Genomic DNA, 24,611 nt, shown 5'->3' with positions numbered 1-24,611 from the left:
ATGAATACTCATAAATATAAAAATGCATTGAGCATCCTGTTAATCTCGCTTGTAGCTTTCTTTTCAAGTTGTACCAAATTGTACGACTCCAGCTATGGTGAAATATTAGTAGATCAGTTTGATCCTACTGCAGAAGATGTGCCGGCTATCATTGGAAATGCTTACGGATCCTGGGTTCCTATTTTAAATCACTGGAATGGCTTTTGGCGCGTTCAGGAATTAGGGGCTGATGAAATTGTTATTCCTGCACGTCCGAACGGATGGGTTGATGGTGGCATTTATCGTCGCGTTCATGAACATGTATGGACAGTCGATGAAGATATTGTTTACCAAACATGGGATCGCACTTATTTTGGGATAGCAACCTGTAACCGTATTCTATATCAAATTGAATCCGGGTTTATTCCAGTTGGAGATATCAAAGAATCAGTCGTTGCCGAATTGAGAGTTCTGCGTGCAGCCTATTACTACGTCTTGTGCGATTTATATGGTAATGTACCCATTGTAACCGATTTTGACGTGCCTGAAGGTTACTTGCCCGAGCAAAATACACGTAAGGAAGTTTATGATTTTATTGTTAGTGAGATCAACGAAAGTCTTCCCTCGTTGAGTGAGGAAAGAAGTGCTGCAACTTACGGAAGATTTAATAAATGGGCAGCTTTAACACTATTGGCTAAAATGTATCTTAATGCAGAGGTGTATACCGGAACGGCACATTGGTCAGACTGTGTTGATGCCTGTAACCAAATCATCAACTCCGGAGCCGGTTATGTAATGGAAGCGAATCAGAAAAGTGTTTTTGTAACCGAGAATCAAAATTCCGCGGAAATTATTTTTGGTATTGCTATTGATGATCAATATACCAAAGGATGGAATGATTTTGACATTCATATGCAAACCTGCCAGCCGTCCATGCAGGCAAAATATAATTTGACACAAACACCATGGGGCGGTATGTGTGCCATTCCTCAGTTCATCGACACGTTTGACCCGGATGATAGTCGTTTAACAGCGAACTTCATGAGGGGACAGCAATATTCGACCACAGGAGAAGAGTTGAAAGTGACAATGGGTGGGCTTGTTGGTCAACCGCTAAATTTGATCAACGAAGTTCCTGATATCGGTTTTTCAGAAGAAATTCACGGATTTCGCTTCGAAAAGTTCGAGATTGGTCTGGGATCATCCAATGTGCTTAATAATGATTATCCACTCTTCCGTTATACTGATGTGTTGATGATGAAAGCTGAATGTCTGCTTAGGACTGGCGATGCAGACGGCGCAGCTGCAATTGTATCAGAAGTTCGTAGTCGTGCATTCCAGAGCAATCCGGCAAAAGCCACGGTAACAGGAGCTGAGCTGATGGACGGTAGTGTTTATGATTATGGCTTGCGGACTCAGAGTGCCGAGACTCATGAAGGTGGTGATGATATTGAATACGGTCGTTTTCTGGATGAGTTAGCCTGGGAATTTAACCAGGAAGGTCGTCGTCGTCAGGATATGATTCGTTTTGGTGTGTACACAACCAAATCATTCTTTGCACATTCACCGAATGGAGATTATCGGTCAATCTACCCGATTCCACGTGGACGCAGAGAAACAAATTCAAATTTAGAGCAGAATCCCGGATACGTAGAATAAGCTTTATGAATTACGAAAGTGGAGAACTTCTTCGGACGATTCTCCACTTTTTCCTTTTTTCCCAGGGACCAATAAATTTTTCTTGAGAGAAAAGCTCGTTTTTTGTCACTGTGCTGAAATTAGCGTTAAGGTGCATCTGTTGCGATGACGTTTACGAAGTTCAGTCGATTGAAAGAGACTGCCGGAGAGACAGTTCTCAACCTTAAAGAATAAATATAAAGCCAGATACAATGAAAAAAATAAAATTTATCGCATTCCTTGTCGTAACATTGGCCGTGGCTTGTCAACCAAAGACGAAAGAGAATGTTGAGTACACACCTGATTATGCTATCCAGGGAATTCCGTTCAACGAAGTTCACCTGAGTGATAGTTTTTGGGCTCCAAAAATTGAAACAAACCGAACTGTTACCATCCCGGCTTCCTTTGCAAAATGTGAGGAGATGGGACGTATGGATAATTTCCTGATTGCCGGAGGAAAAATGGAAGGCCCGGTTAAAGGGGAAATGCCTTTTGATGACACTGACGTGTATAAAATCATTGAAGGCGCGGCATATTCTATGACCACCACCACTGATCCGGAACTGGATCATTATGTCGACTCTGTTATCTCGCTTATTAAAATAGGACAGGAAAAGGACGGTTACTTAACCACTTACAAAACTATTGATACCACTTTCGTTCGTTGGCCCTGGTGTCCGGCCGGAGCACGCTGGGAACACCTGGAATGTAGCCACGAATTGTACAATAGCGGACACATGTTTGAGGCAGCAGCAGCAGCGCATTATCACGCGACCGGGAAAACCAATTTCCTGGATATTGCAACGAAGAATGCTGATTTGCTGGTCGATGTTTTCAACAATAAGCTTCCCAATGAAGTTCCCGGACACCAAATCGTGGAAACCGGCTTAATCAAATTGTATCTGATCACACACAACGAAGAATACCTAAAACTGGCCCGCCATTTCCTGGATGTACGGGGAGATAGCACTCGCCGTGAAATCAAAGGGGCCTATACGCAGGATCATAAGCCGGTTTTGGGACAGGATGAGGCCGTAGGTCACGCCGTGCGGGCAGCTTATATGTATGCCGGGATGACCGATGTGGCGGCGTTGTATGACGATGCAGCTTACCGGACAGCAGTGGATAATATCTGGAACAACATCGTATCGAAGAAAATGTATTTGACCGGTGGAATTGGTTCCCGCCATGAGGGGGAGGCTTTTGGAGATAATTATGAGTTGCCTAACCTGACAGCTTACAATGAAACCTGTGCGGCTATTGCGAACGTGTACTGGAACTATCGCATGTTCTTGCTTCATGGCGATTCCAAATACATCGACGTATTGGAGCGTAGCCTCTATAACGGCGTTATTTCAGGCGTTGGTCTGGACGGGAAAACCTTCTTTTATCCAAATCCGCTCGAGTGTGATATGGAATATCATTTTAACTCAGGGGGAAGTCTGACCCGTGAGCCTTGGTTCGATTGTTCCTGTTGCCCGACCAACCTTTGTCGCTTTATGCCTTCTGTTCCGGGCTATATTTATGCGCAGGATGAGGACAAAGTTTTTGTGAATCTGTTCATCCAAAGCGCGACTAATATCAATGTTGCAGGTACTGGCGTTGGCTTAAGTCAGAAAACGGACTATCCATGGAGTGGCGATGTTGAGCTGGAAGTATCTCCTGAAACAGAGCAGGAATTCACCGTCTGTATTCGTATTCCGGGATGGGCTCAGAACAAACCGGTTCCTTCCGATTTGTATTCCTACGAAAATAACAGCCAATTGCCGGTTGTAATGAACGTGAATGGCGGGGTTGTTGAGTATGCCCGGGAAAACGGATATGCAACATTGACCCGCAAATGGAAAAAAGGTGATGTAATTGAATACAGCCTTCCAATGGAAATTCGAAAAGTAAAAGCGAATGAGTTGGTTGAGGCGGACAGAGGTTTGGTTGCATTGGAGCGCGGCCCGATTGTGTATTGTGTTGAAGGAGCGGATAACACTGATGTTGACAAGCTTGGCGTATCCCCGGAAACAGCTTTCGATAATTCGTTTGAGGCCGACCTGTTGGGGGGAGTGGAAGTAATTACTGCTTCTGATGCTAAAGGAAAAGCTTTTACCTCGATTCCCTATTACGTTTGGGACAACCGTGGTGCCAACAAAATGAAAGTTTGGTTGACTGAAGAGTGAGTCCAGTCAGTTTAATTCCAGCATGTATTTGAAGCCCGGTATTGCCGGGCTTTTAGTTAATGTGCGGTGGACGGAAAATTTGACGGAATAGGAATCAAATTAGAAATGGTACCGGAGTGTTATTCATTAAACCCATTTATAAAGGGAATGTAAAAAGCATGTGGAGGTAACATCTGGCCGGGGTATTAGCCGGGGATGTACCTATAATGTTAAGGCTAGTGGGCAGCTCAAATTTCATCATGGATGAATAAGGAAATGCGAAACCACTTGCCACGATTCATACAGTTTTTAGATAAGTTTTGTGTTGAGGGGACCGGTTTAGGATTACCGTGGACTTTTCCTCTATTTTAGTCAGTCCGCAAAAAAGTATTAGGGGATTTACAATCTTTCTACGTCTTTATATAAACGTGTTTCTTTTGAAAAGGGAGTGATACTTCTTGTTGTTTTCACGGTTTCTCAGTGTTCCAAAATTACGTTCCGCTAGTTTAGAATCCGACTGAATTATTAGGGGGATGTCATTGGTGGTGTTCGCGTAATGATCACATTGATAGTTTTTTGTGAATTTTTAATAGTCATTTTTAAATTTGTGTTAGTACTAATAATTGTGCAATAACCGGAAAAAACGTACTTTTTACCTTTAAAATTTTAAACACATCTGGAATCAATACTAAACAATTGCATAAAATGAGACTTCTGAATTTATTTCTACTAATTTCTTTGGTGGCATTCTTTTCGTCTTGTCAAACGAAAAAGAAGGCTGAACCGTTCAAAAAAGGTGAATTTAAAACCTGGGCACAAACCCCTCCGATGGGATGGAATAGTTGGGATTGTTATGGTCCAACGGTTGAGGAACCTGAAGTGAAAGCCAATGCTGATTATATGGCTGAAAAACTGAAGGATTATGGCTGGGAATACATTGTCGTAGATATTCGCTGGTTTGTTGAAAATGATAAAGCCGGTGGTTACAACCAAACCGATCCACGTTATGTAATTGATGAATATGGAAGGTATCAACCTGCCGTTAACCGTTTCCCTTCAGCCGAAGATGGTAAAGGATTCAAAGAACTGGCTGACTACATTCATAGCAAGGGATTGAAATTCGGGATTCACATTATGCGTGGTATTCCGAAGGTGGCGGTCGAAAATAAGTTGCCAATTAAAGGAACAGACGGCATTACTGCCGACCAGATTTATTCAACTGAGTTACAATGTGAATGGTTGCGCGATAATTATACGATTGTAGCCGATAAGCCGGGTGCACAGGAATACTACAACTCCATTTTTGATCTGTATGCTGACTGGGGAGTTGACTTTGTAAAAGTTGATGACCTTTCCCGGCCATATCATCAAGGCGAAATTGAGTTGATCCGAAACGCAATTGATCAGTGTGGTCGTCCAATTGTGTTGAGTACTTCGCCGGGTGAAACACCAATTGAAGCTGCTGGCCATGTAAAAGAACATGCCAACATGTGGCGCATGGTTGATGATGTTTGGGATACCTGGCCGCACATCACTCATTTGATGGATATTTGTCAGAAATGGTACCCTTATATTGCTCCCGGCACCTGGCCCGATTGTGACATGATTCCATTGGGACGCATCTCTATTCGTGGTGAACGCGGTGCAGACCGTATGACACGTTTAACCAAAGATGAGCAGTACAGTTTGATGACGCTGTTCACCATTTTTAAATCACCGTTGATGTTTGGTGGTGACCTGCCAAGTAATGATGAATTTACCCTTTCATTATTGACCAACAAAGAGGTACTGAAAATGCATCGTGAAAGTACTGATGTGCATCAGCTTTTCAACGAAGACGGTAAAGTGGCCATCGTTTCAAAAAATCCGAATAGCGGCGATCTGTATTTGGCGCTGTTTAATATGTCGGACAGCCCGGAGCCGGTTGAAATTACTGTTGACATGACTGCTCTTGGATATATCAGTGATTGTGCCCTCATCAACCTGTGGACCGGTGAAGATTCCGGAAATATTTCAGGAGACTACAAGGTTCAATTGCCTGCACACGCTTCGGCTTTATACCGGGTCATTCACTAATCATTTCAACTTGTAAACTGATAAATGATGAAAAAAACATATTGGCTACTGGCTATTTTTGTGTTGAGTGTGGTTGGGCAGGGATTTGCCAACGAACCTGATTCGGCTTATGTCTTTTCTTACGCTACAATTAAAAATAACGGTAAGAATGGCTTGCACTACGCCTGGAGTATCGATCGGGAAAACTGGCAAAGCATAGGACCTGAGTTTCGTTTCCTGTTTTGCGATTTTGGAACTTGGGGATCGCAAAAGCGCATGCTCACACCTTTCCTGTTTCAAGATCAGAAGGGAACATGGCATGAGATCTGGAGCCTAAATGAAAAAATCGGGCAATTTGCACATGCCGAAACGAATGACCTGTATACCTGGGAGCCCCAAACGTACCCCGAAGTGATGACCGACGGGAATGTAATGATGCCAGAAGTTTCGTATCAAACTTCTGAACAGCACTATTTAATTACCTGGCTGAGCGATCAGGATGGTAGTCAAAAGGTCTGTAAAACAACAACAACCGACTTTGAAACCTATACAGCAACAGTTGAAGGTACTGAAAGCGACAGACTGAATGCGCGCGAAGAAGTATTGATCGACGGTGAAAAGCAGTTGGGGACGGTTTCGAAAGTTTCGTGGTCGGTCATTGATGGGATAATCAAGTTTTATGAATTGACGAAATATCACGAATGGCAGCGTGCCGAGCGGTTGACGGATGATGTTGATCGTTACGCCGATTTGAAACCATTGGACGCCTCAATCACGGCGGTGCCTGAAAACAGCAAGGCGATAAGTGACTTGCTAATTGGTGTTTTCTTTGAAGATATCAACTATGCTGCCGATGGTGGTTTGTATGCCGAACTGGTTCAAAACAGGGGATTCGAGTACAAGCCAGCTGATACCAAATTCCGCGACAAAAACTGGAATAGCAGGAAAGCCTGGAGTTATACCGGCGATGACGCTGGCTTTTCAATCGATACCATTGCGCCCGTTCATCCCAATCAAAAGCATTATGCTGTTCTCACGATTGCAGAACAAGGAGATGCATTGGAAAACGAAGGCTTTGATGGCATTCCGATGAAAGCCGGCGACAACTACAATTTTGCTGTCTTTGCCCGGGGATTAGGTGGTGCCAAAGGAAAATTGCTCATCCGGTTAGTTGATGGCGAAGGGAAAGTTTACGCAGAAGGAACCAGCAAGTCGGTTGGTAAGGACTGGAAAAAGCTGGAACTGACGCTTACGGCGAAAGAAGATATTGCCAATGCCCGTTTGCAGCTGATTCCACAGTTCACCGGAAAGGTGGCGCTTGATATGGTTTCTCTTTTTCCGCAGAAAACATTTAAAGGACATAAAAATGGCTTACGTTCGGATTTGGCGCAGACCATAGCAGACCTTCATCCGCGTTTTGTTCGCTTCCCCGGCGGTTGCGTTTCACACGGCGATGGACTGGACAACATTTACCGTTGGAAAAACACCATTGGCCCGCTGGAAAGCCGGAAGCCAGACCGTAACATCTGGAATTACCATCAATCAATGGGACTGGGGTACTTTGAGTATTTTCAGTTTTGCGAAGATATCGGTGCCGAACCACTGCCTGTTATCGCTGCTGGTGTGCCTTGCCAAAACTCCGAAACCGGGGGGCATGGTCAACAAGGCGGTATCCCGATGTGCGACATGGATCAATACACGCAGGATATTCTCGATCTCATTGAATGGGCCAATGGCGACAAAAATACCAAATGGGGAAAACTACGGGCAGAGGCCGGTCATCCCGAGCCGTTCAAGCTAAAATATGTAGGGATTGGGAATGAAGACCTGATCAACGATATTTTCGGAGAACGCTTCACCATGATATTCAACGCAATTAAAGAGAAGTACCCGGAGATTACCGTGATCGGAACGGTTGGTCCGTTCTCTGAAGGAACCGATTACCGGGTTGGCTGGGATATTGCCTCCAAATTGGAGGTACCCATGGTTGATGAGCATTACTATCAGCCACCGGGTTGGTATCTCAACAACCAGGATTATTACGATCGCTACGATCGTTCAAAACCCAAGGTGTACCTGGGTGAATATGCAACACATATTCCCGGCAGGAAACTCACCATCGAAACTGCTTTGTGTGATGCACTTCACTTAATTAATGTTGAACGAAATGCCGATGTGGTGAGCATGACCTCTTACGCACCGCTGCTTGCAAAACACGGGCATACGCAATGGAATCCCGACCTGATTTATTTCAACAATACGGAAGTGTTTCCAACAGTCGATTACTATGTGCAAAAGTTGTTCGGTCAAAACGCGGGCGACGAGTACATTGCTTCGCAAGTCAGCTTGTCGGAGAGTAAAAAGGAAATGACCAAACGGGTCGCCTCCTCATTGGTTCGCGACAGTAAAACCGGGGATTATATTCTGAAGTTGACAAACCTGTTGCCTGTTGCTGTGAATTCCAAAATCGATCTGGCCAATTTGCCTGTTGAAGCCGGAGAGGCAGCGTTAACCGTTCTGCAGGGCGAAGTGACCGACGAAAAGGCCATGCCGGAAAGCAGCACGATTGCTGTCGCTTCGAAGTTTGAATACAACATTCCCGCTTATTCATTTTCAGTAATCAGATTTAAAGTCAAATAAGAACACAAAAACAATCTTCATCTATATATGAGAACTAAGGGAAAAACTATGAGTTTACACAATCAAAAACAACGATCTTCATTTAAGTGGATGAGCGTATTGGTTCTTGCACTGTCAATGCTAAGTTCCTGTGCTGTTAAGGATTCGGCTGATGATGAGCTTTCTGCTTATTTGTTTGCTTATTTTACCGGTAATGGTCCGGGCGAAGAGGCCATTCGATTTGCCGTTAGTTTAGACGGTTATAATTACAGGGCGCTGAATGACAATCAGCCGGTGGTCGATTCAAAAGAAATCAGTACATCCGGAGGAGTGCGTGATCCGCATATCTTGCGTGGTGCCGATGGCAAAACCTTCTATATGGTTGCTACCGACTTGTATGTACCGGAGCAGGGCTGGAATAATTTTGCCATGATCATGTTGAAGTCAACCGACCTGATTCATTGGGAGAGCTCAGTAATCAATATTCCGGAAACTTATCCGGATGAATTGGGTGATGTGCACCGTGTTTGGGCACCGCAAACCATTTACGATGAGGCTACCGGGAAGTATATGATTTACTTCTCGATGAAGCAGGGCGACAATCCGGATATTATCTACTATGCCTATGCCAACAAAGATTTCACCGGCTTGGAAGCTGCTCCGAAGCAATTATACTTCCCGCCTGCTGATAGTAATACCAAAGCTTGTATCGATGGCGACATCATTCCGTTTAACGGGAAATATTACTTGTTTCACAAGGCTGAAGACGGCGATCCCGGGATCAAACTGGCTATTTCAGACAAGCTGACTGAAGGCTACGAATTAGTGAGTGATAAGCGCGTTGATTGTCAAACCAGACCGGTTGAAGGCAGTGGTATTTTTAAACTGAATAATTCGGACGAATATATTCTGATGTACGATATGTACACCAGTGGTCGCTACCAGTTTACCAAAAGTACCGACCTGCAACACTTCTCTGTGATTGATGAAGAGGTGTCGATGAATTTTCACCCCCGTCATGGAACAGTGATGCCAATTACCGGTAAAGAACTGAAACGACTGGTGAGTCAATGGGGCAGCTTCGATGATTTGTTGGTTGAAGCGACTTCTCCAGAACTGAAAAAGTTGAATGTCGATATGAAAGGAGATGCCAAAACGATTCATTTGCCGGTAAAAACAGGTGTTGACCTGACAGCTTTTGATCCGAAATTTAAATGTTGGCCGGGAATTTCGGTGCAGCCGGAAGGACCACAGGATTTCACCGGCGGACCGGTAGCTTACACCTTCACTATTGCAGGAAAAGGTGATGTGGTTTATTCGGTGACTGCTTCCGAAGACCACAATCCGGTGCTGGAAGGTTACCATGCTGACCCCGATATCTTGTATTCTGAAAAAACAGGCAAATATTACATTTACCCAACGACTGATGGTTTCGACAGCTGGTCAGGCTATTACTTCAACGTGTTTTCGTCCGACAATATGGTGGATTGGACCGAAGAGGGGACTATCCTTGATTTGCACAAGGATGTAACCTGGGCTGATCGTAATGCCTGGGCGCCCTGTATTGTCGAAAAGAAAGTCAACGGTGAATACAAATATTTCTACTATTTCACAGCAGCACAGAAAATCGGTGTCGCTGTCGCTGATGATCCAACCGGACCATTTACGGATAGTGGTAAAGCTTTGATTGATTTCAAAACGTTGGGTGTAAATCGCGGTCAGGAAATTGACCCCGATGTATTCACCGATCCGAAAACAGGCAAAACCTACCTTTACTGGGGAAATGGTTACATGGCCGGTGCCGAGCTGAATGACGACATGATTTCGCTGAACATGAAAACCTTGAAGCAATTCAATATCGACGGAACTTTCCGCGAGGGTACTTATGTGATCTACCGCAACGGTACTTATTATTTCATGTGGTCGGAAGATGATACCCGTAGCCCGAACTATAAAGTGCGCTACGGAACGACTGATTCCCCAATGGGAACATTGACAATCCCGGAAAACAACATTGTGGTGCAAGGTGATCCTGAAACCGGCATTTTTGCAACAGGTCACAACTCCGCGATTCAGGTGCCGGGTAAAGATGAGTGGTACCTGGTGTATCACCGGTTTACTTATCCCAAAGGCGTGGATATGCCGAATGGTTCCGGCGGTTTTCATCGCGAAGTTTGTATTGACAAACTGGAGTTTGATGCCGATGGACACATATTGGAAGTAAAGCCTACTTTCAAGGGGATTGATCCGGTGAAGTAAGATAGACTTAAACAAAAATAAATGAATAAAGACCGCAGAAATTTCCTAAAAAAAGCCTGTGCCGCAGGAGGGTGTTTCTGCGGTTTCTCTTTCCTCGCTGGTCAACAAGTTGAAGCCAATAATGATTCTGCTGCCGGGGATGCTCAAAAGAAGCTGATGCAGGAGTGGATCTCAATATTGGTGATTAGCCTGGATGAACAAACAGACAGCGAAGTATCTCGTCAAATCATGAAAAGTTGTGCCCGTGCGCATTACGACCAGCTGAAGATGGATGAGGTTTTGCAACCTTATGCCGGTAAACTGGAAGAGTTTATCAATTTTCTGGAAGACAGTTGGAACTGGAAAGTCGATTTCGATGAAGAAAGCGGAATCATTCATGCCGACGAAAACAAAAACTTTTGCGTGTGCCCAATGGTCAACCATCAGCAAGGTTTGGACATTGGCGTGCTGTGTTACTGCTCCGAGGGTTTTGCCGAGTTGATGTTCTCGAAAGTAGCAGGGCATCAAGTTCAGGCCAACGTAATTTCCTCCATTCATCGGGGAAACGACCGGTGCAAATATCAGATCAAACTATAACCTGACATGAAACTTAGAAATTTAATCTTCCTGATTGGCTTGGTGCCGATGTTGGCGGTTGGGCAGCAAAGGCAAGCAACCGAGGCGTTCCCGCTGTCGGAGGTGCGTTTGCTCGATAGCCCCTTTAAAAAAGCCATGATGACCGATATGGACTATATTCTTGCTTTGGATATGGATCGGTTGTTAGCGCCTTACCTCAAAGAAGGCGGTCTTCAGCCGAAGGCCAAAAACTACACGAACTGGGAAAATACCGGCTTGGATGGTCATATTGGTGGTCACTACTTATCGGCTTTGTCCAAGATGTACGCAGCTACCGGCGATCAGCGCATGAAAAAGCGAATGGACTATATGTTGTCGGAACTGAAGCGCGCACAGGATGCCAGTGGCGATGGTTATCTTTCCGGTGTTCCGGGGGGAAAGGCCATGTGGAAGGAAATTTCAGAAGGCAAGATTGATGCCGGATCTTTCAGCCTGAATAAGAAGTGGGTGCCACTGTATAATATTCATAAAATTTATGCCGGACTTTGCGATGCCTATCTTTTTGGTTGCAGTGATGAAGCCAAAGAGATGCTGATTAAACTCACCGATTGGGCGATTCATCTGGTGCAAAACCTGACGGATGATCAAATTCAGGATATGCTGCGTAGTGAACATGGTGGACTAAACGAAGTCTTTGCCGATGTGGCAGCCATTACAGGCGATGAGAAATACGTGAAGCTGGCGAAACAGTTCTCGCAAAAAAGTATTCTGGAACCTTTGATCAAGCACGAAGATCACCTGACTGGGATGCACGCCAACACGCAAATACCTAAAGTTATCGGTTATAAACGTGTTGCCGAAGTTGATGGCGATGAGGCGTGGGCTGATGCTGCGCGCTATTTCTGGGAAAACGTGGTTGACAAGCGCTCGGTCTCCATCGGAGGGAACAGCGTTCGTGAGCATTTTCATCCGATTGATGATTTTAGCTCGATGATTGAGAGCGAGCAGGGACCGGAAACCTGCAACACCTACAACATGCTGAAATTAACGAAGCACTTGTTCCTGAGTGATCCGGAAGTCAAATACATGGATTACTACGAACGAGCTTTGTACAACCATATTTTGTCGACTGAAGAGCCCGATCACGGAGGCTTTGTCTATTTCACGCCGATGCGTCCCGGTCATTACCGGGTGTACTCGCAACCGCAAACCAGCTTCTGGTGTTGCGTTGGTTCCGGGCTCGAAAATCACACGAAATACGGAGAGCTAATTTATGCACATTCCGGTGACGATATTTATGTGAATCTCTTTATCCCTTCAACCCTGAACTGGGAAGAAAAGGCGATGGAGATCACACAGGAAACCAAATTCCCGGACGCGGAGACCAGCACGCTGACCATCAATCCGAAGAAAAAAAGCGAGTTCACCCTGTACATTCGTTATCCGAAATGGGTGGAAACCGGAGCTTTGAAAGTCCGGGTAAATGGGAAAGATGAGGCGGTTGCCGGAAAGCCGGGTGAGTATGTTGCTCTGAAACGCACGTGGACGAAAGGCGACAAAGTTGCGTTGAACTTCCCGATGCAAACAACTATTGAGCAATTGCCTGACGGTGAAAATTATTATTCGATTCTTCGCGGACCAATTGTTTTAGCGGCGAAAACAGATACCGCGAATCAGGTCGGTTTGTATGCCGACGACAGCCGTGGCGGACACATTGCTGCCGGCCCCAAATATCCCTTGAACGAAATACCGGTGGTCGTTGGCGATGCTTCAGAATTGGCATCGATGGTGAAGCCGGTTGCCGGAAAGCCAATGACGTTTACACTGAGTGGTTTGTCTGACGGGAAAGATTTGGAGCTGATTCCATTCTTCCGCTTGCACGAGTCTCGGTATATGATTTATTTTCAGGTGGTGAGTGCCGCTGATTTGCAGGCCCTAGAAAATAAAACGGCGAAGGAAGAAGCGGAGAAGAAAGCCTTGGCGGAAGCAACCATCGATTTGGTTTTTCCGGGCGAACAACAGCCCGAATCCGATCACTTTATTCAGTCTGAAAATACCAACTCGGGGGTCAATCAAGGCAAGCACTGGCGCGATGCAAGCGGTTGGTTTAGTTATCAGTTGAACGATGAAAACGGAGAAGCCCGTAAATTGCGCATCATGTACTTCGGACTGGATAGTGGAAGAGCGTTTGCCATTAGCCTAAACGGTGAAAAATTGGCCGATGTGACGCTGGATGGCAGCAAGGGCTTTGAATTCTTTACCGTTGATTACGAAATTCCGCAGTCGGTTTTAGATCAGGCGGAGGGCAAATTGCGGGTGAAGTTTGAAGCGAAGTCCAGTTCTGTTGCCGGCGGAATCTACGAAGTTCGGCTAATGAAAAAATAATCTTAAATAAAATTGATATCAAGGGAAGCCCGGCAGTTGTCGGGCTTTCTTTTTGTAGTTTTACCAGCAACGAAAACAAGAACAGAAATGACGGATTTTAGGACATTGGCAGCGGATCGTTACACCACCAAAAAGTACGATCCGACAAAGCAGATTTCAGCAGAGCTGGTTGCGGAGTTGAAGGAGATTTTGCGCTTGAGCCCCTCGTCGATTAACAGCCAGCCCTGGCGTTTTACCTTTGTAAGCGACCCGAAATTGAAAGAAGAGTTGGCTCCATGTTCGTTTCACAATGAAGAGAAAGTAAAGGATGCCAGTCACCTAGTTGTTTTCAGTGTAATTGACAACATTGACTTGTTTGAAAAGCAGATCAACGAGAACCTGCCCGAAGGGGCGGTTGGCTATTACAACAAGAACATCAAACCCGGTACCGAAGCGGAAATTAAAGCGTGGATGGCGCACCAGGTTTATCTGTCGCTGGGATTCTTTTTAAGTGGTGCGGCTTCGCTTGGCGTCGATTCAACCCCAATGGAAGGTATCAACACGGCGGAATACGACCGGATATTGAACATCGAGGGATACCGGACGCTGTTTGCGGTTGCTTTGGGGTATCGCGATCCGGACGACTTTAATCAGCCATCGCTGAAACCAAAATCCAGAATCGATCTCAATAAGGTTATTTATTCCATATAAGTGAAAAGCCCGATAAAAACAGGGCTTTAGCAGGAATAGTGGGGCCAAGAGGATGCTTCGGTGGCGTTTCAGTCAGTATCAATTTTGTCGGACCGGAATGGATAGCAGAGGAACGTTGCTGCCATAGGCCATCATCCGCGTTTTGCTGCGATGCTGTAGCCCTCTACTTCAGATTTTAAAATAATTCAGAAGTATAAGCGCGAGCCTGAGGTATCCTCAGGCTAATTGAATTTGTGGTAGTGACGTTGGTTTTATGGATATGAATTTCATCAGGTAACGAATTCATCGGTTTTGTTATTTTTGACGCCAGTTGAAAACAATTAATCTGAAAATAGATGAAAATGAAGCAATGGCTTATGCTTGCCGGCTTGGCTTTGCCCTTTTGGGGGATGGCACAAAGCGTTGATCAGCAGGATTTGGAGAAGATTCGGTCCGGTTTTGTGAAGGACAATTACACCGTTGGAATGCAAAATGCGCTTTCTGCGAACCCGATTACCAAATTGGCGTGGAGTCGCGAGAATGAAGGTACAACCGATCATTATTTTACTTATAAGGTTGATGTATCCGGTATTACGAACCAAAAAAGTTCAGGGCGTTGCTGGTTATTTACCTCGCTTAATGTGTTTCGTCCGATGGCGATGCAACATTTCAGTACCAAAGCGTTCGAGTTCTCGCAGAACTACCTTTATTTCTGGGATTTGTTCGAGAAATCCAATCTCTTCCTGAATAATGTTGTAGCGACAGCCGATCGCGGGTTCGACGACGAGAAAGTGCGCTGGTACTTTAGCTCTCCCGTTGACGACGGCGGGCAGTGGATCAACTTTGTGAACCTAGCCAACAAATACGGCATGGTGCCGCGCGAAGCTATGGAAGAAACCTATTCGAGCGAAAATACAGCCTGGATGACCAAATTGTTGAAACGCAAGCTGCGTGAACAGGCGCTGGAGCTGCGCGACCTTAAAAACGCCGATAAGAGTGACAACGTGATAGACAGTCGGAAAGTTGAGATGCTGGGTGTGATCTATCGCATGTTGGCATTGAACTTAGGTGAACCGCCTGTTGAATTTCAATACCGCTACCAGGATAAAGATGGTCAACTGGCCGAAGCGAAAACCTTCACCCCACAGTCGTTCATGAAAGAAGTATTGGGTGACATTCAGTTGAGCGACTATGTGATGTTGATGAACGACCCAACCCGCCCGTTCTGGAAACACTACGAAGTGGAAAACTACCGCAATGTGCAGGAAGGCGAGAACTGGCACTATGTGAACCTGCCGAATGAGGTGATCAAGCAATTCTGCATCGAGTCGATTAAGAATAACGAGGCGATGTATGCTTCGTGTGATGTGGGCAAACAGTTGCGCCGCGACTTTGGCGTTTTAGATGTTGATAATTTCGACTATGAAGCAGTGTATGATGTGCCGTTTACAATGAATAAAGCTCAACGCATTCAGACGAAAGAAAGTGGTTCGAGCCACGGAATGGCATTGATTGCTGTTGAGGTTGATCAAAATGAAAGGCCGGTCAAATGGCAATTCGAAAACAGTTGGGGAGCCGAAGCGGGAGAAAAAGGATACCTGACCTTTACCGACGAATGGTTCAATGAATACATGTTCCGCATCGTCGTTAACAAGAAATTTATCAGTCAAAAAGTGTTGGATATTTATGGTGAGAAATCAGAAATGCTTCCACCTTGGGATCCAATGTTCTAGTTTGAGAACGAACTAATAACGAAGGCCACCCCAAAAGGTGTCCTTCGTTATTGACTGTCTCTTTCATTTAGCCGGAATAGATTGTGATCTACTCAATTCGCGTATAAACTTCGCGTAGCTTCCAGGGGCCTGGCTCTTCGCCATCTTTTACAATTGGACCGCTGATTTCCCATTTATTCTTATCGAGCTTACTGTTAAACGTAATAGACTGTCCAATTTGAGCCGTGTTTGAAAAATATTTGAGATGCTCCGTGTAAGTATTATCTGTCAAATCGTAGGTTCCTCCGTTAAACATACTTGACTTCATGTTTTCCCCTTGCTTAATAGTTGCAAAATGCGTTTGATTGATCACTTTTATTTGAGAAGCAGCCTCGTCGCCGGAGAGCGTGAAAGTTGTATCAGGTGTACTGAATTCGAGATAGGTTGCCTGCCAGGTGCCTTCAAGCGGAGCTTGGGCTACCGCAACACCGCCGTAAATGAACACTGTGAAAAGGAATGCACTGATTAGTGATTTGACCTTCATAATTTATCCTCCTTTAATTTAAGTAGGGTTGTTTGGTGTAATTGAAGGGGCATTTATTTGCTTGATTGTGTTGTTCTAACTTGCATGTGAAATCTTAAACAGCAGATTCTTTCGCTCCTGCCTGCAGCTTGCTTACAGCTTCGACCATTGCCGGAACCAAATCGGTATGATGATGCACAATCTTCCAGCTGCCGTTTTCTTTCCGGTAGACGTTGGTTACCCGAACCTGACCTTCGGTTTTAGTGCCGGCCACTTTAAATCCGGCATTCTCGACCCCGGTTTCATAAGCCAGGTCGCCGGATGCAAAAATGAGTTGATCTTCCAGCTCAACTTTCCCATCGCTGGATACCTGTGCTACCTGGTTCCAGGTGTTCCAAACATCGTTCCAACCAACCTGCCTTCCCCCAACGGGATGCATGGTGGTGGCTTGCTCGCTGTGCGACCATATGACTTTCAATGCTTCCGCATTACCATTCACCATCAGGTTTAATGCTTTGTAAAACTCCTGCGAAGCTTTACGAACGTCCTCTTCATTTGCCATAGTATGTACTCCTTTCTTAAATGTAACAGAGTAGCTTACTGCTTTTTTGTGAATGAGTTACACGATTGGTGTTAAAAATAAGATATTTTAGTCTTTTATCCAGAGTGATTCTGAAGTGCCTCCGGGTTATCGCGGTCTGCACCGGAACTTTGATGCAAAACAGTTCCGCAATCCGGTTCAAAAACAGAACCTGTCGGTTGCATAGCAAAGCAAACTGGATGAATGATGCAACGAATCGGTTCCGTAACAGACGGCAAAGACTTGCTCTTCCAACGTCGTGACTTTTTCGTTCAGGATAGTGACTTCCTCTCTTCTCTTATTTTCAGTTCAACCCAATGCAATTGGCAATCGAAAGAAGTAGTTTGTAAGCCGGTGAACTGACAAGGCAATCCGGGCATTGGCTGAAGGTAAACAGGCAGTCAACTAAATCGGTAAACATGTGGAAGAGCAGCCCGATGCCGATGATGTTGAATGGTTTTCGGAAGAAGAGCAAAACAACATAGCCGGCAATGGCATAATACGAATGCAGCGGATGAAAACCAATACTGCACCGGTTAGCCTGAAATATCGGAGTTGCCAGCAGGTGATCCAAATCGACCAGCATGGTTAATAGAAAGATGAGATAAACTTTTTTCCATTCTTTGCGGAAGAACAGCCAGGCGATGATTGCCGGAAATACCAAGTGTAAAAAGTAGTGAATGAATGTTTGCATGGTTGCTTGCAGCTTAATCCCGTTCCCGAATCTTTTACAGAGCCAGGAAAATCAGTGCCGCAAGTTATTCAAATTATTCAATCACAGCGGCAAGATAAGTGCTGGTTTTTCACATTCAGAAAAGACCATAGCGAAGCTGCAATCGAAACGCTTCGGTTGCAGCCTGGCATGAGTTGGTCATATTTGAAACCGGTTTTGGTCCGCGATTAATTTCCTTTCTTCAATGTAATGGTTCCGTCGGTTATAAAGAAATCGGTATAGAAAGGATCATCGCCTTCATTATCGGTACTTCCGGCATGAACATATGCATTGGTTTTAGCACTGCCAGATGCACCTTCAAAACGGCCGGTTCCACCAATAAAAGAAAATTCGTCGTTGAACTGAGCCTGATATTCAACATTATCACCAGTATACGGCAATACCTGACCTTCACCAATAAAGTATAATTCGTCTCCATTGGCTGCCACAAATTTACCCGGCTCGACAAATGAATATGAACCATCGCTGATTACACAAAATGTCATATAAATTTCCTTTATTTGACCTAGATGCGCCATTTGCCCACTTCCTTTCATCATCATAGTTTCTCGAGCACTACCCGGTTCGCATTCACCAGTGCCTGGTGGAAGTGCCCGCCACACGGTAAATGTAGCTTTAAACGGTACGGTTACCATTTTCACTTCACTGCTTTTGTCTGCACCTAAGTTGGCGCTTTTCAGCTTGCCGGATAGAATTTCATCCTGGCTGTTGGAACAGGCGAGCAAAAGCCCTATACTAAATGCCACGAATAAAAATTTGTGTAATGCTTTCATGGTTTTTTTCTCCAATGTTAGTTTCACTTTGTTTTATAGTCTTGCCAAACTAAAGTTATTGCTCTCAGATGAGGTGAGCTTTTTTACATCGCCTAATCGGCTGCAATGATCAGTTAGGGATTGTGTTTATACCCCGCAAAGAATCCCAATCCCTCCTCTTCGAATGCCATATTCCGGCTTGCCCTGTTATCACAAGGTTGGTAGTTGTGAATATTATTCAGTCCATCGTATTCCGGTGTTCCGGGATTATCGGTCCGATCCGAAATCATTTCACAAAGTGAGAAATTGCCTGTAGGAAATTTCATTTCATGAACCAAATTGTTCGAAGAGCTGGCAGTAAGGATTATCGCACCTGGCCCGTTGGTTTCATCAGTCCATCCGGGTAATTTACTTTCCCTGTAGTCATTCAGCGAAAACGTATTTCCTGATCCGTAAGTGAGAATTGCACTAAAATTTAACTTTTTCATCAGATCAATAAAGGTATTGTCCGAAACGGTTGCATTATGGACATTATCCCACAAGGAGATGCCAAAATACCTGCTTTCTCGTATCGTATTATGTACGATCTGCAAACCTGACGGGATATTCCACAAGGCAATGCCCTGGTATCCGGTGGCATGTGTTGAAAAGTAATTATCGGAAATGTTTACCTGTGAGTCGAAAATACCACCGGCATAAACTCCCTGTCCGACATTGGTAGCACGAACATTTTCAACCGATACCATTGAACCTGCAGCAAATCTCATAAACAGGATTGCACCATTGCCTGTATTTTCGACTTCAACATTTTTTATGGAGAGCGTGCCTGTGTCGTTGATTCCTGCAACCGGGCTTCCCAGCATAACATGAATGCCTACATCGATATTCATACCGAGGACATTGCCTTCAGCGGTTGTTTCCTTGCCTTCAATCCGGATGTTTTCAATGCAGGTATTGTGCTCGCCACCCAAAATCTCGATGATGGTTGAGATACATGTTGTGTTGATGCCATAATAGTCGGGGTGAATATCTGACGGTTGATCGTCTTTGACAAAAATTGAAAGATTCCGGATTATAACATCCCCTGCTGCGTTATCGAGTTGAAATACCGTTGGAGTTGGAAGTGTGTACGGACTGTCAGTTTGAGACCACCAGGGGGAAAAGGCTCCCTCAAAACCAACCGACGCTGATTTCCGGACAACATGGATTTGCGTGTTTTTTAAACTTTCGCCGGTCAATACCCCTTGAAAGCCAGTTATAACAATGTTTTTGCTGGTATAATAATGGTCAACGGAACTCTTGTTGCCATCAGTAAGAAAGACGGTGCCTCCGCATGATTTTACTTCATCCAGAGCCAGCTCGATATTATTCGCATCAGTTACTCCGGAGAGATCTCCGCTTGGAGCAACATACACGTCGCAACCCGATAATGATTGAGATTTCAAATTTGAAAAATCTTCGGCAAAATCTTCATCGCGAGATTGTGAGCATGAAAATATAAGCATTGTGCTAATAAGTGCCAGAAAAAATTGTCTCATAATTATCTCCTCCTGCATTAGTTAAACAAATCGTGATTAAAGACCTGAACCTTATTGTCAAAGTTGGGATAATTAGCGAGGTGATACTAATTAGCTATGTTCCAATCGTATCAATTTTTTTTGATAGAGTATAAAAAAATAGTGCAGGGGTTTAAAAGTGTCCGAGAGGAGGGGTACTACGATGGGGATTAGTTGTCCGCCAGGTTCATTTTCTCTAGTAACGCAGTGAATCGGGGATGACCATGAAGTACCTTAAAGTCGAAATCGTTTTTAATTTTAGCTAGTTTATATCGTTTTTCCGTATTCTTGAAATCTTTTTCAAGATAGTCGATCGCTGATTCTTTATCGCCCAGATAGGCGCAAAGCGAGGCTAACTGATAATTGTCATCGGGCTTATAGGTTTTGAAAAAGTAATCTAAATTCCACCGGACCACCCCGATTATTCCTGTTTGAGCATAAATTCGGTCCAATGTGTCATCGTAATTTACAGAATCCTCTACAAAGGGAATCCAGCGTTTCAATTCGTCAAAAGCCTCTTGGTCTTTCCCCTGGAACAAGTTCGCTTTTAGCCGGGTAAAATGTTCCGAACGTGAATTTTTCTTAAACTCCATAGCCTTTTTAAGATCATTGTGCATACCATCAAAGTCTCCCTCATTATAATACAGCGTCACGCTTGAATGATACATGGAATAGGCCAAAGGATTTAGTTCGATGGCCTTATTTAAATGTTTCCGGGCCTCGGCATTCTTTCCCAAAATATTTAAATAATCACCGTAATATTTGTGTGCCAGTGCGAAATTGGGATTTAGTTTGATGGCCAACTTAAGCTCTTTCTCCGCAAGCTTCCAATCCCATAGAAAATCGGATGCGCAGTCTCCTAACGCGGCATGTGCCTCGGCAAGGTTGGGATCAAGGCTGATGGCTTTCATGGCATATTCTTTACACTTTGGCACCGATTCTTCGAAAGGATAATAACCATTCCAGGTGAGCGTATTGTAGGCGTCTGCTATGCCCGCATAGGCCAGGCCGTAGTTGGGATCTTTTTCAATGGCCATTTTGTAAAAATTCATGCAGGTTATCACATCTTTTGTTGTTTTCCGGTGCCAGAAGTAACGGCCCATTAAGTATAAGTTGTAAGCTTCCTTATCTTTTGTCTGTTTTTTCTCGATATTGGCCATCTCCCCGGCAGATAAGATTAGCTCGAGCTCCTCTGCAATCTGTTTTGATACCTCCGATGTGAAGTTGAAGATATCCGTCAGATCTTTGTTGTACTCGTCCGACCAGACATGAATGTCATTTTTGGCATCAATAAGCTGCACGTAAATCCGGACTTTGTCTCCCTGGTTCAATATGCTGCCTTCCAGAACATGTGTAACATGCATCTCTTTCGCAATTTCGGGAACAGAGATTTGGGGATTGCGGTATTGTTCGGAGGATATTCTTGACTTCACATCAATGGATTGAACGTGCGAAAGCCGGTTCAGGATGTCTTCCATAATCCCGTCGGCCAGGTATTGAATTTCACTGTTCTCACTTAAATTTTTGAGGGGAAGTACGGCAATCGATTTGGTGGTTGCCGCAAGCATTGTGGAGACGTCCTCCTTTTTACTTCCGAAATTTCCGAATAGAACGGTTAAGCTTAGGGCGATTATTACGAACCCCATAATGGCCACCATAAGTCGTGGCAGACTTCCTTTTTTCGCTTTCGGCGTAGGCGTTTCAGTTTCCGTCACTGCGATTTCTTTTTCCGGATTGTATTTCAGAATAACACCGGGGGGATAACCAAAGTAATCGTGAAAGCATTTGATGAAATAGGACGGACTGCCAAAGCCCACTTTGTAGGCAATTTCGGAAACAGTTCCCAGTTCTTGTTGCAGCATTTCTTTGGCCTTGTTCAATCTTATTTCGCGGATAAACTGGCTAATCGATTGATTGTTGGCGGCTTTTAGCCGGCGATGAAGCTGGGTGCGGCTGATTCCCGTTTTACGCGCCAGCTCCTTCACCCCAAAGTTTTCATCAGCAAGATTCATTTCGACGATCTTGCCGAGCTTTTTCAAAAACTCCGGGTCTGTAGAAAGGCCGTTGATCATGGGTCGCGATTTAAATACCAGTTTCAAAGTTACAATCACGGGGTGTTTGAATTGAACAAGCTGTTCGCGGAGTGCTCCTAATTGAGAAATACGCAACAGCGAACGAAAGTGTTTATGTTCCTGTTTTATTGAGGCTCACTTTTTTCTATCTTCCCGCCACAAAATGAAAACAGCAATGCAACGAAAAGTCTATTTCCTGTCGACCTGCGACACCTGTAACCGAATCATGAAAGAAGTTGGAGTGGACAACAACTTTGAACAACAGGACATTAAATTCAATCCGGTTACTGAGGAGCAGGTGGAGAGCTTCTACAAGCATACCGGTAGTTACGAGGAGTTGATTAACAAGCGCGCCCGTAAACTGAAAGATGCCTTGGCCGAAAACCCGATAACAGAGGATGCTGATTACAAAAAGCTGTTGTTGATGGATTACACGTTCCTTAAGCGACCTGTCTTCGAAATTAACGGCCAACTCTTTCTGGGTAATGCCAGGAAAACCGTTGAGGCAATTAAAGTGGCATCAGGGGAATAGCATTCATCGCCGATACTTTGCCCCGGGGTGATTGAACTATATTGAGCTGTGTTGCGTAAGCAAAGGAATACAATTATTTGACTATGTCTCAACTCAATCAACTGTTCCGTTCGCCCTATCTTTTTCTGGTAATCGTTCTTATAGGCGTTTCGCTGAAATTTTATAAAATTAATCAGCAGTTTTTTTGGGATGATGAAGTGTGTACCGTTCTTCATACGTCCGGAGTTCCGATGTCTCAGTATGAAAAGGAGATCCCGGTCAACCAAATACTGCACAAGAAATATTTCGACGATTTACTTAAACTGAATGACAGGGGCCTGAAGATTTCTGATCAATTTGTCGGGTTGATGGAAATGCCACAGGTAACTCCGGGGCATTACTACTACTTTATATTCCTGACACGTATTTTCGGGGATGATTACCGGGTGTTCCGTTATTTTTCACTGGTTGCTTTTTTACTATCTGTTCCCATTCTGTTTTTCCTGACCAAAAAGATCTTCAACTCCGGTCTTGCCGGCTGGATTGCAATCAGCTTTTACACGGTTTCACCTTTTTTTCAGGAATATGCACAAGAAGCCCGATACTATACGCTGTGGGCTTTTGCAGTTATTCTGATGCACTACTTGTTTTTGATGGCTTTGGAGAAACAAGCTGTAAAGTGGTGGATGTTATACGTTTTTTTCGGATTTTTTGCCATTCACACAACGATCCTGGTTTTTATAACCTTATTGGCTCATTTCATTTATGGCTTGATCTATTATCGGGCACTGTGGAAGAAAATTGTTCTGAGTCAGTTTATAATCTTTCTGACAAGTGTGCCGTGGTTAATATTCATTTTTATTAATCGGGAAGATATTATTCAGAGCTTAGCCTGGCAAAAAATAGGTTCGTGGAGTGACTTGTCGGTTTTTGACTTGCTCCTGATACATATTAACCACACCATTGATTCATTCACTTATTTTTTCAATTTGGGTGTCGGTGAGTTTTGGCAAACCGCAGGTAGGTGGTTTTACGGGATTCTCATGGGACTTGCGGTCATCGTTTTTTTTCGGCGGGCCGAGGCGAAGCCGAAGCTTTTTGTAGGGCTGATTGCTTTTCTGGGTGTGGCTGTTCTAATAGCCATGGATCTGATCCGCTCAAGCGGTAGTTCTGACTTGTCACGCTACTTGTTGTTCAATTTTATTGGGTTTTATGTCTTAGTCAGTTTTTCGCTGAAGCGTGCACTGGTTAAATGGCCAATGGTGTTTGGATGTGTGTTTTTGATCGTTATCGCTTTGGGTATTACGTCATCGTTAAAGGAAGCAAACGATGTCGCCGATGGGAAACGAGCCGATGCGTATTATCATGTAAAAGATGCTGCTGAAAGGTTCTCCGGCAATGAGCATATTTTGATTATTTCGGATTTTAAAGTGGTTAGTCCGCATTGGTATACCGCATTTTTATCGTTAATGCGCATTAGTAAGAATGAGAATATAGATGTGATTTACGCCAAACCGGAATACCCCGATTTTAAAAAGGACTTTGATCTGAAGAGCTACGATACGGTTTATGCCATGTATTTATCCGATAGTTTATTGAATGATTTGAAGACAAATTTCAATGCACACGAATTAACTGAAGTTGAAAAGAGAGTGATGTATAATTATTTCGATGTCTCTGTTTACCAGATCCAGAGGCCTTGAGTAAAACTTTCGCGTTCACTTGACGATGGTGCGGTTGATTGTACTGCTGATCCATCAGAGGAGAAGCTCTGACAGTAAAAAAGAGGTGCTATGCGGCAACCTCTTCTGTCTTCCCCGATTT

17 protein-coding genes are annotated in these 24,611 nt (G+C 44.4%); 11 read left to right on the top strand and 6 right to left on the bottom strand.

Going from position 1 to position 24,611, the window contains the following annotated elements:
- From GJV22_RS04910 to GJV22_RS04870, 9 genes are all read left to right on the top strand, one after another.
- On the top strand, window positions 1-1,638 hold the full coding sequence (locus tag GJV22_RS04910; RefSeq protein WP_163709500.1) for a RagB/SusD family nutrient uptake outer membrane protein: 1,638 nt from the start codon (window positions 1-3) through the stop codon (window positions 1,636-1,638).
- 230 nt (window positions 1,639-1,868) lie between these two features.
- A complete protein-coding gene (locus GJV22_RS04905; protein ID WP_163709497.1) occupies window positions 1,869-3,827 on the top strand; it encodes a glycoside hydrolase family 127 protein in 1,959 nt (652 codons plus the stop codon).
- A gap of 684 nt (window positions 3,828-4,511) precedes the next feature.
- Window positions 4,512-5,882 (top strand): glycoside hydrolase family 27 protein, encoded by a 1,371-nt coding sequence (locus tag GJV22_RS04900; protein ID WP_163709494.1) that lies wholly within the window; start codon window positions 4,512-4,514, stop codon window positions 5,880-5,882.
- Window positions 5,883-5,909: 27 nt separating this feature from the next.
- Window positions 5,910-8,501 (top strand): alpha-L-arabinofuranosidase C-terminal domain-containing protein, encoded by a 2,592-nt coding sequence (locus GJV22_RS04895; RefSeq protein ID WP_238480279.1) that lies wholly within the window; start codon window positions 5,910-5,912, stop codon window positions 8,499-8,501.
- 48 nt (window positions 8,502-8,549) lie between these two features.
- Entirely contained in the window at window positions 8,550-10,739 is a 2,190-nt protein-coding gene (locus tag GJV22_RS04890; RefSeq protein WP_163709490.1) for a family 43 glycosylhydrolase, read from the top strand.
- Between the two features lie 21 nt (window positions 10,740-10,760).
- Window positions 10,761-11,315 carry a DUF6144 family protein gene (locus GJV22_RS04885; RefSeq protein ID WP_163709487.1) on the top strand — a complete coding sequence of 185 codons (555 nt, stop codon included), beginning with the start codon at window positions 10,761-10,763 and terminating at the stop codon, window positions 11,313-11,315.
- Window positions 11,316-11,321: 6 nt separating this feature from the next.
- A complete protein-coding gene (locus tag GJV22_RS04880) occupies window positions 11,322-13,679 on the top strand; it encodes a glycoside hydrolase family 127 protein (RefSeq protein ID WP_163709484.1) in 2,358 nt (785 codons plus the stop codon).
- An 87-nt stretch (window positions 13,680-13,766) separates the two neighbouring features.
- Window positions 13,767-14,369 carry an NAD(P)H-dependent oxidoreductase gene (locus GJV22_RS04875; RefSeq protein WP_163709481.1) on the top strand — a complete coding sequence of 201 codons (603 nt, stop codon included), beginning with the start codon at window positions 13,767-13,769 and terminating at the stop codon, window positions 14,367-14,369.
- 341 nt (window positions 14,370-14,710) lie between these two features.
- Complete coding sequence (locus tag GJV22_RS04870) at window positions 14,711-16,081, top strand: C1 family peptidase (RefSeq protein WP_163709479.1); 1,371 nt, start codon at window positions 14,711-14,713, stop codon at window positions 16,079-16,081.
- A gap of 88 nt (window positions 16,082-16,169) precedes the next feature.
- Here the strand turns inward: GJV22_RS04870 and GJV22_RS04865 are convergent, their stop codons facing one another.
- The 6 genes from GJV22_RS04865 to GJV22_RS04840 form a co-directional block, all read right to left on the bottom strand.
- Window positions 16,170-16,604, bottom strand: coding sequence for a hypothetical protein (locus tag GJV22_RS04865; protein WP_163709476.1), 435 nt, complete (start codon window positions 16,602-16,604; stop codon window positions 16,170-16,172).
- A gap of 94 nt (window positions 16,605-16,698) precedes the next feature.
- Window positions 16,699-17,145, bottom strand: a complete 447-nt coding sequence (locus GJV22_RS04860; RefSeq protein ID WP_163709473.1) for a YybH family protein — start codon at window positions 17,143-17,145, stop codon at window positions 16,699-16,701.
- Between the two features lie 322 nt (window positions 17,146-17,467).
- Window positions 17,468-17,857, bottom strand: coding sequence for a DUF6122 family protein (locus GJV22_RS04855; RefSeq protein WP_163709471.1), 390 nt, complete (start codon window positions 17,855-17,857; stop codon window positions 17,468-17,470).
- A 206-nt stretch (window positions 17,858-18,063) separates the two neighbouring features.
- Window positions 18,064-18,669, bottom strand: a complete 606-nt coding sequence (locus GJV22_RS04850) for a hypothetical protein (RefSeq protein ID WP_163709468.1) — start codon at window positions 18,667-18,669, stop codon at window positions 18,064-18,066.
- A 113-nt stretch (window positions 18,670-18,782) separates the two neighbouring features.
- Window positions 18,783-20,186, bottom strand: coding sequence for a right-handed parallel beta-helix repeat-containing protein (locus GJV22_RS04845; protein ID WP_163709465.1), 1,404 nt, complete (start codon window positions 20,184-20,186; stop codon window positions 18,783-18,785).
- 188 nt (window positions 20,187-20,374) lie between these two features.
- Window positions 20,375-22,276, bottom strand: coding sequence for a helix-turn-helix domain-containing protein (locus tag GJV22_RS04840; RefSeq protein ID WP_163709462.1), 1,902 nt, complete (start codon window positions 22,274-22,276; stop codon window positions 20,375-20,377).
- A gap of 175 nt (window positions 22,277-22,451) precedes the next feature.
- Between GJV22_RS04840 and GJV22_RS04835 the strand changes: the two genes are divergently transcribed.
- Together GJV22_RS04835 and GJV22_RS04830 are read left to right on the top strand one after the other, a co-directional pair.
- Entirely contained in the window at window positions 22,452-22,808 is a 357-nt protein-coding gene (locus GJV22_RS04835) for an arsenate reductase family protein (RefSeq protein ID WP_163709456.1), read from the top strand.
- Window positions 22,809-22,891: 83 nt separating this feature from the next.
- Window positions 22,892-24,490, top strand: coding sequence for a glycosyltransferase family 39 protein (locus GJV22_RS04830; RefSeq protein WP_163709454.1), 1,599 nt, complete (start codon window positions 22,892-22,894; stop codon window positions 24,488-24,490).
- Window positions 24,491-24,611 lie beyond the last annotated feature (121 nt).

Source organism: Mangrovibacterium lignilyticum (assembly GCF_010882175.1).
GTDB lineage: Bacteria > Bacteroidota > Bacteroidia > Bacteroidales > Prolixibacteraceae > Mangrovibacterium > Mangrovibacterium lignilyticum.
Note: the sequence above shows the minus strand (reverse complement) of the source record. Positions and strands in the feature narration are given on the sequence as shown.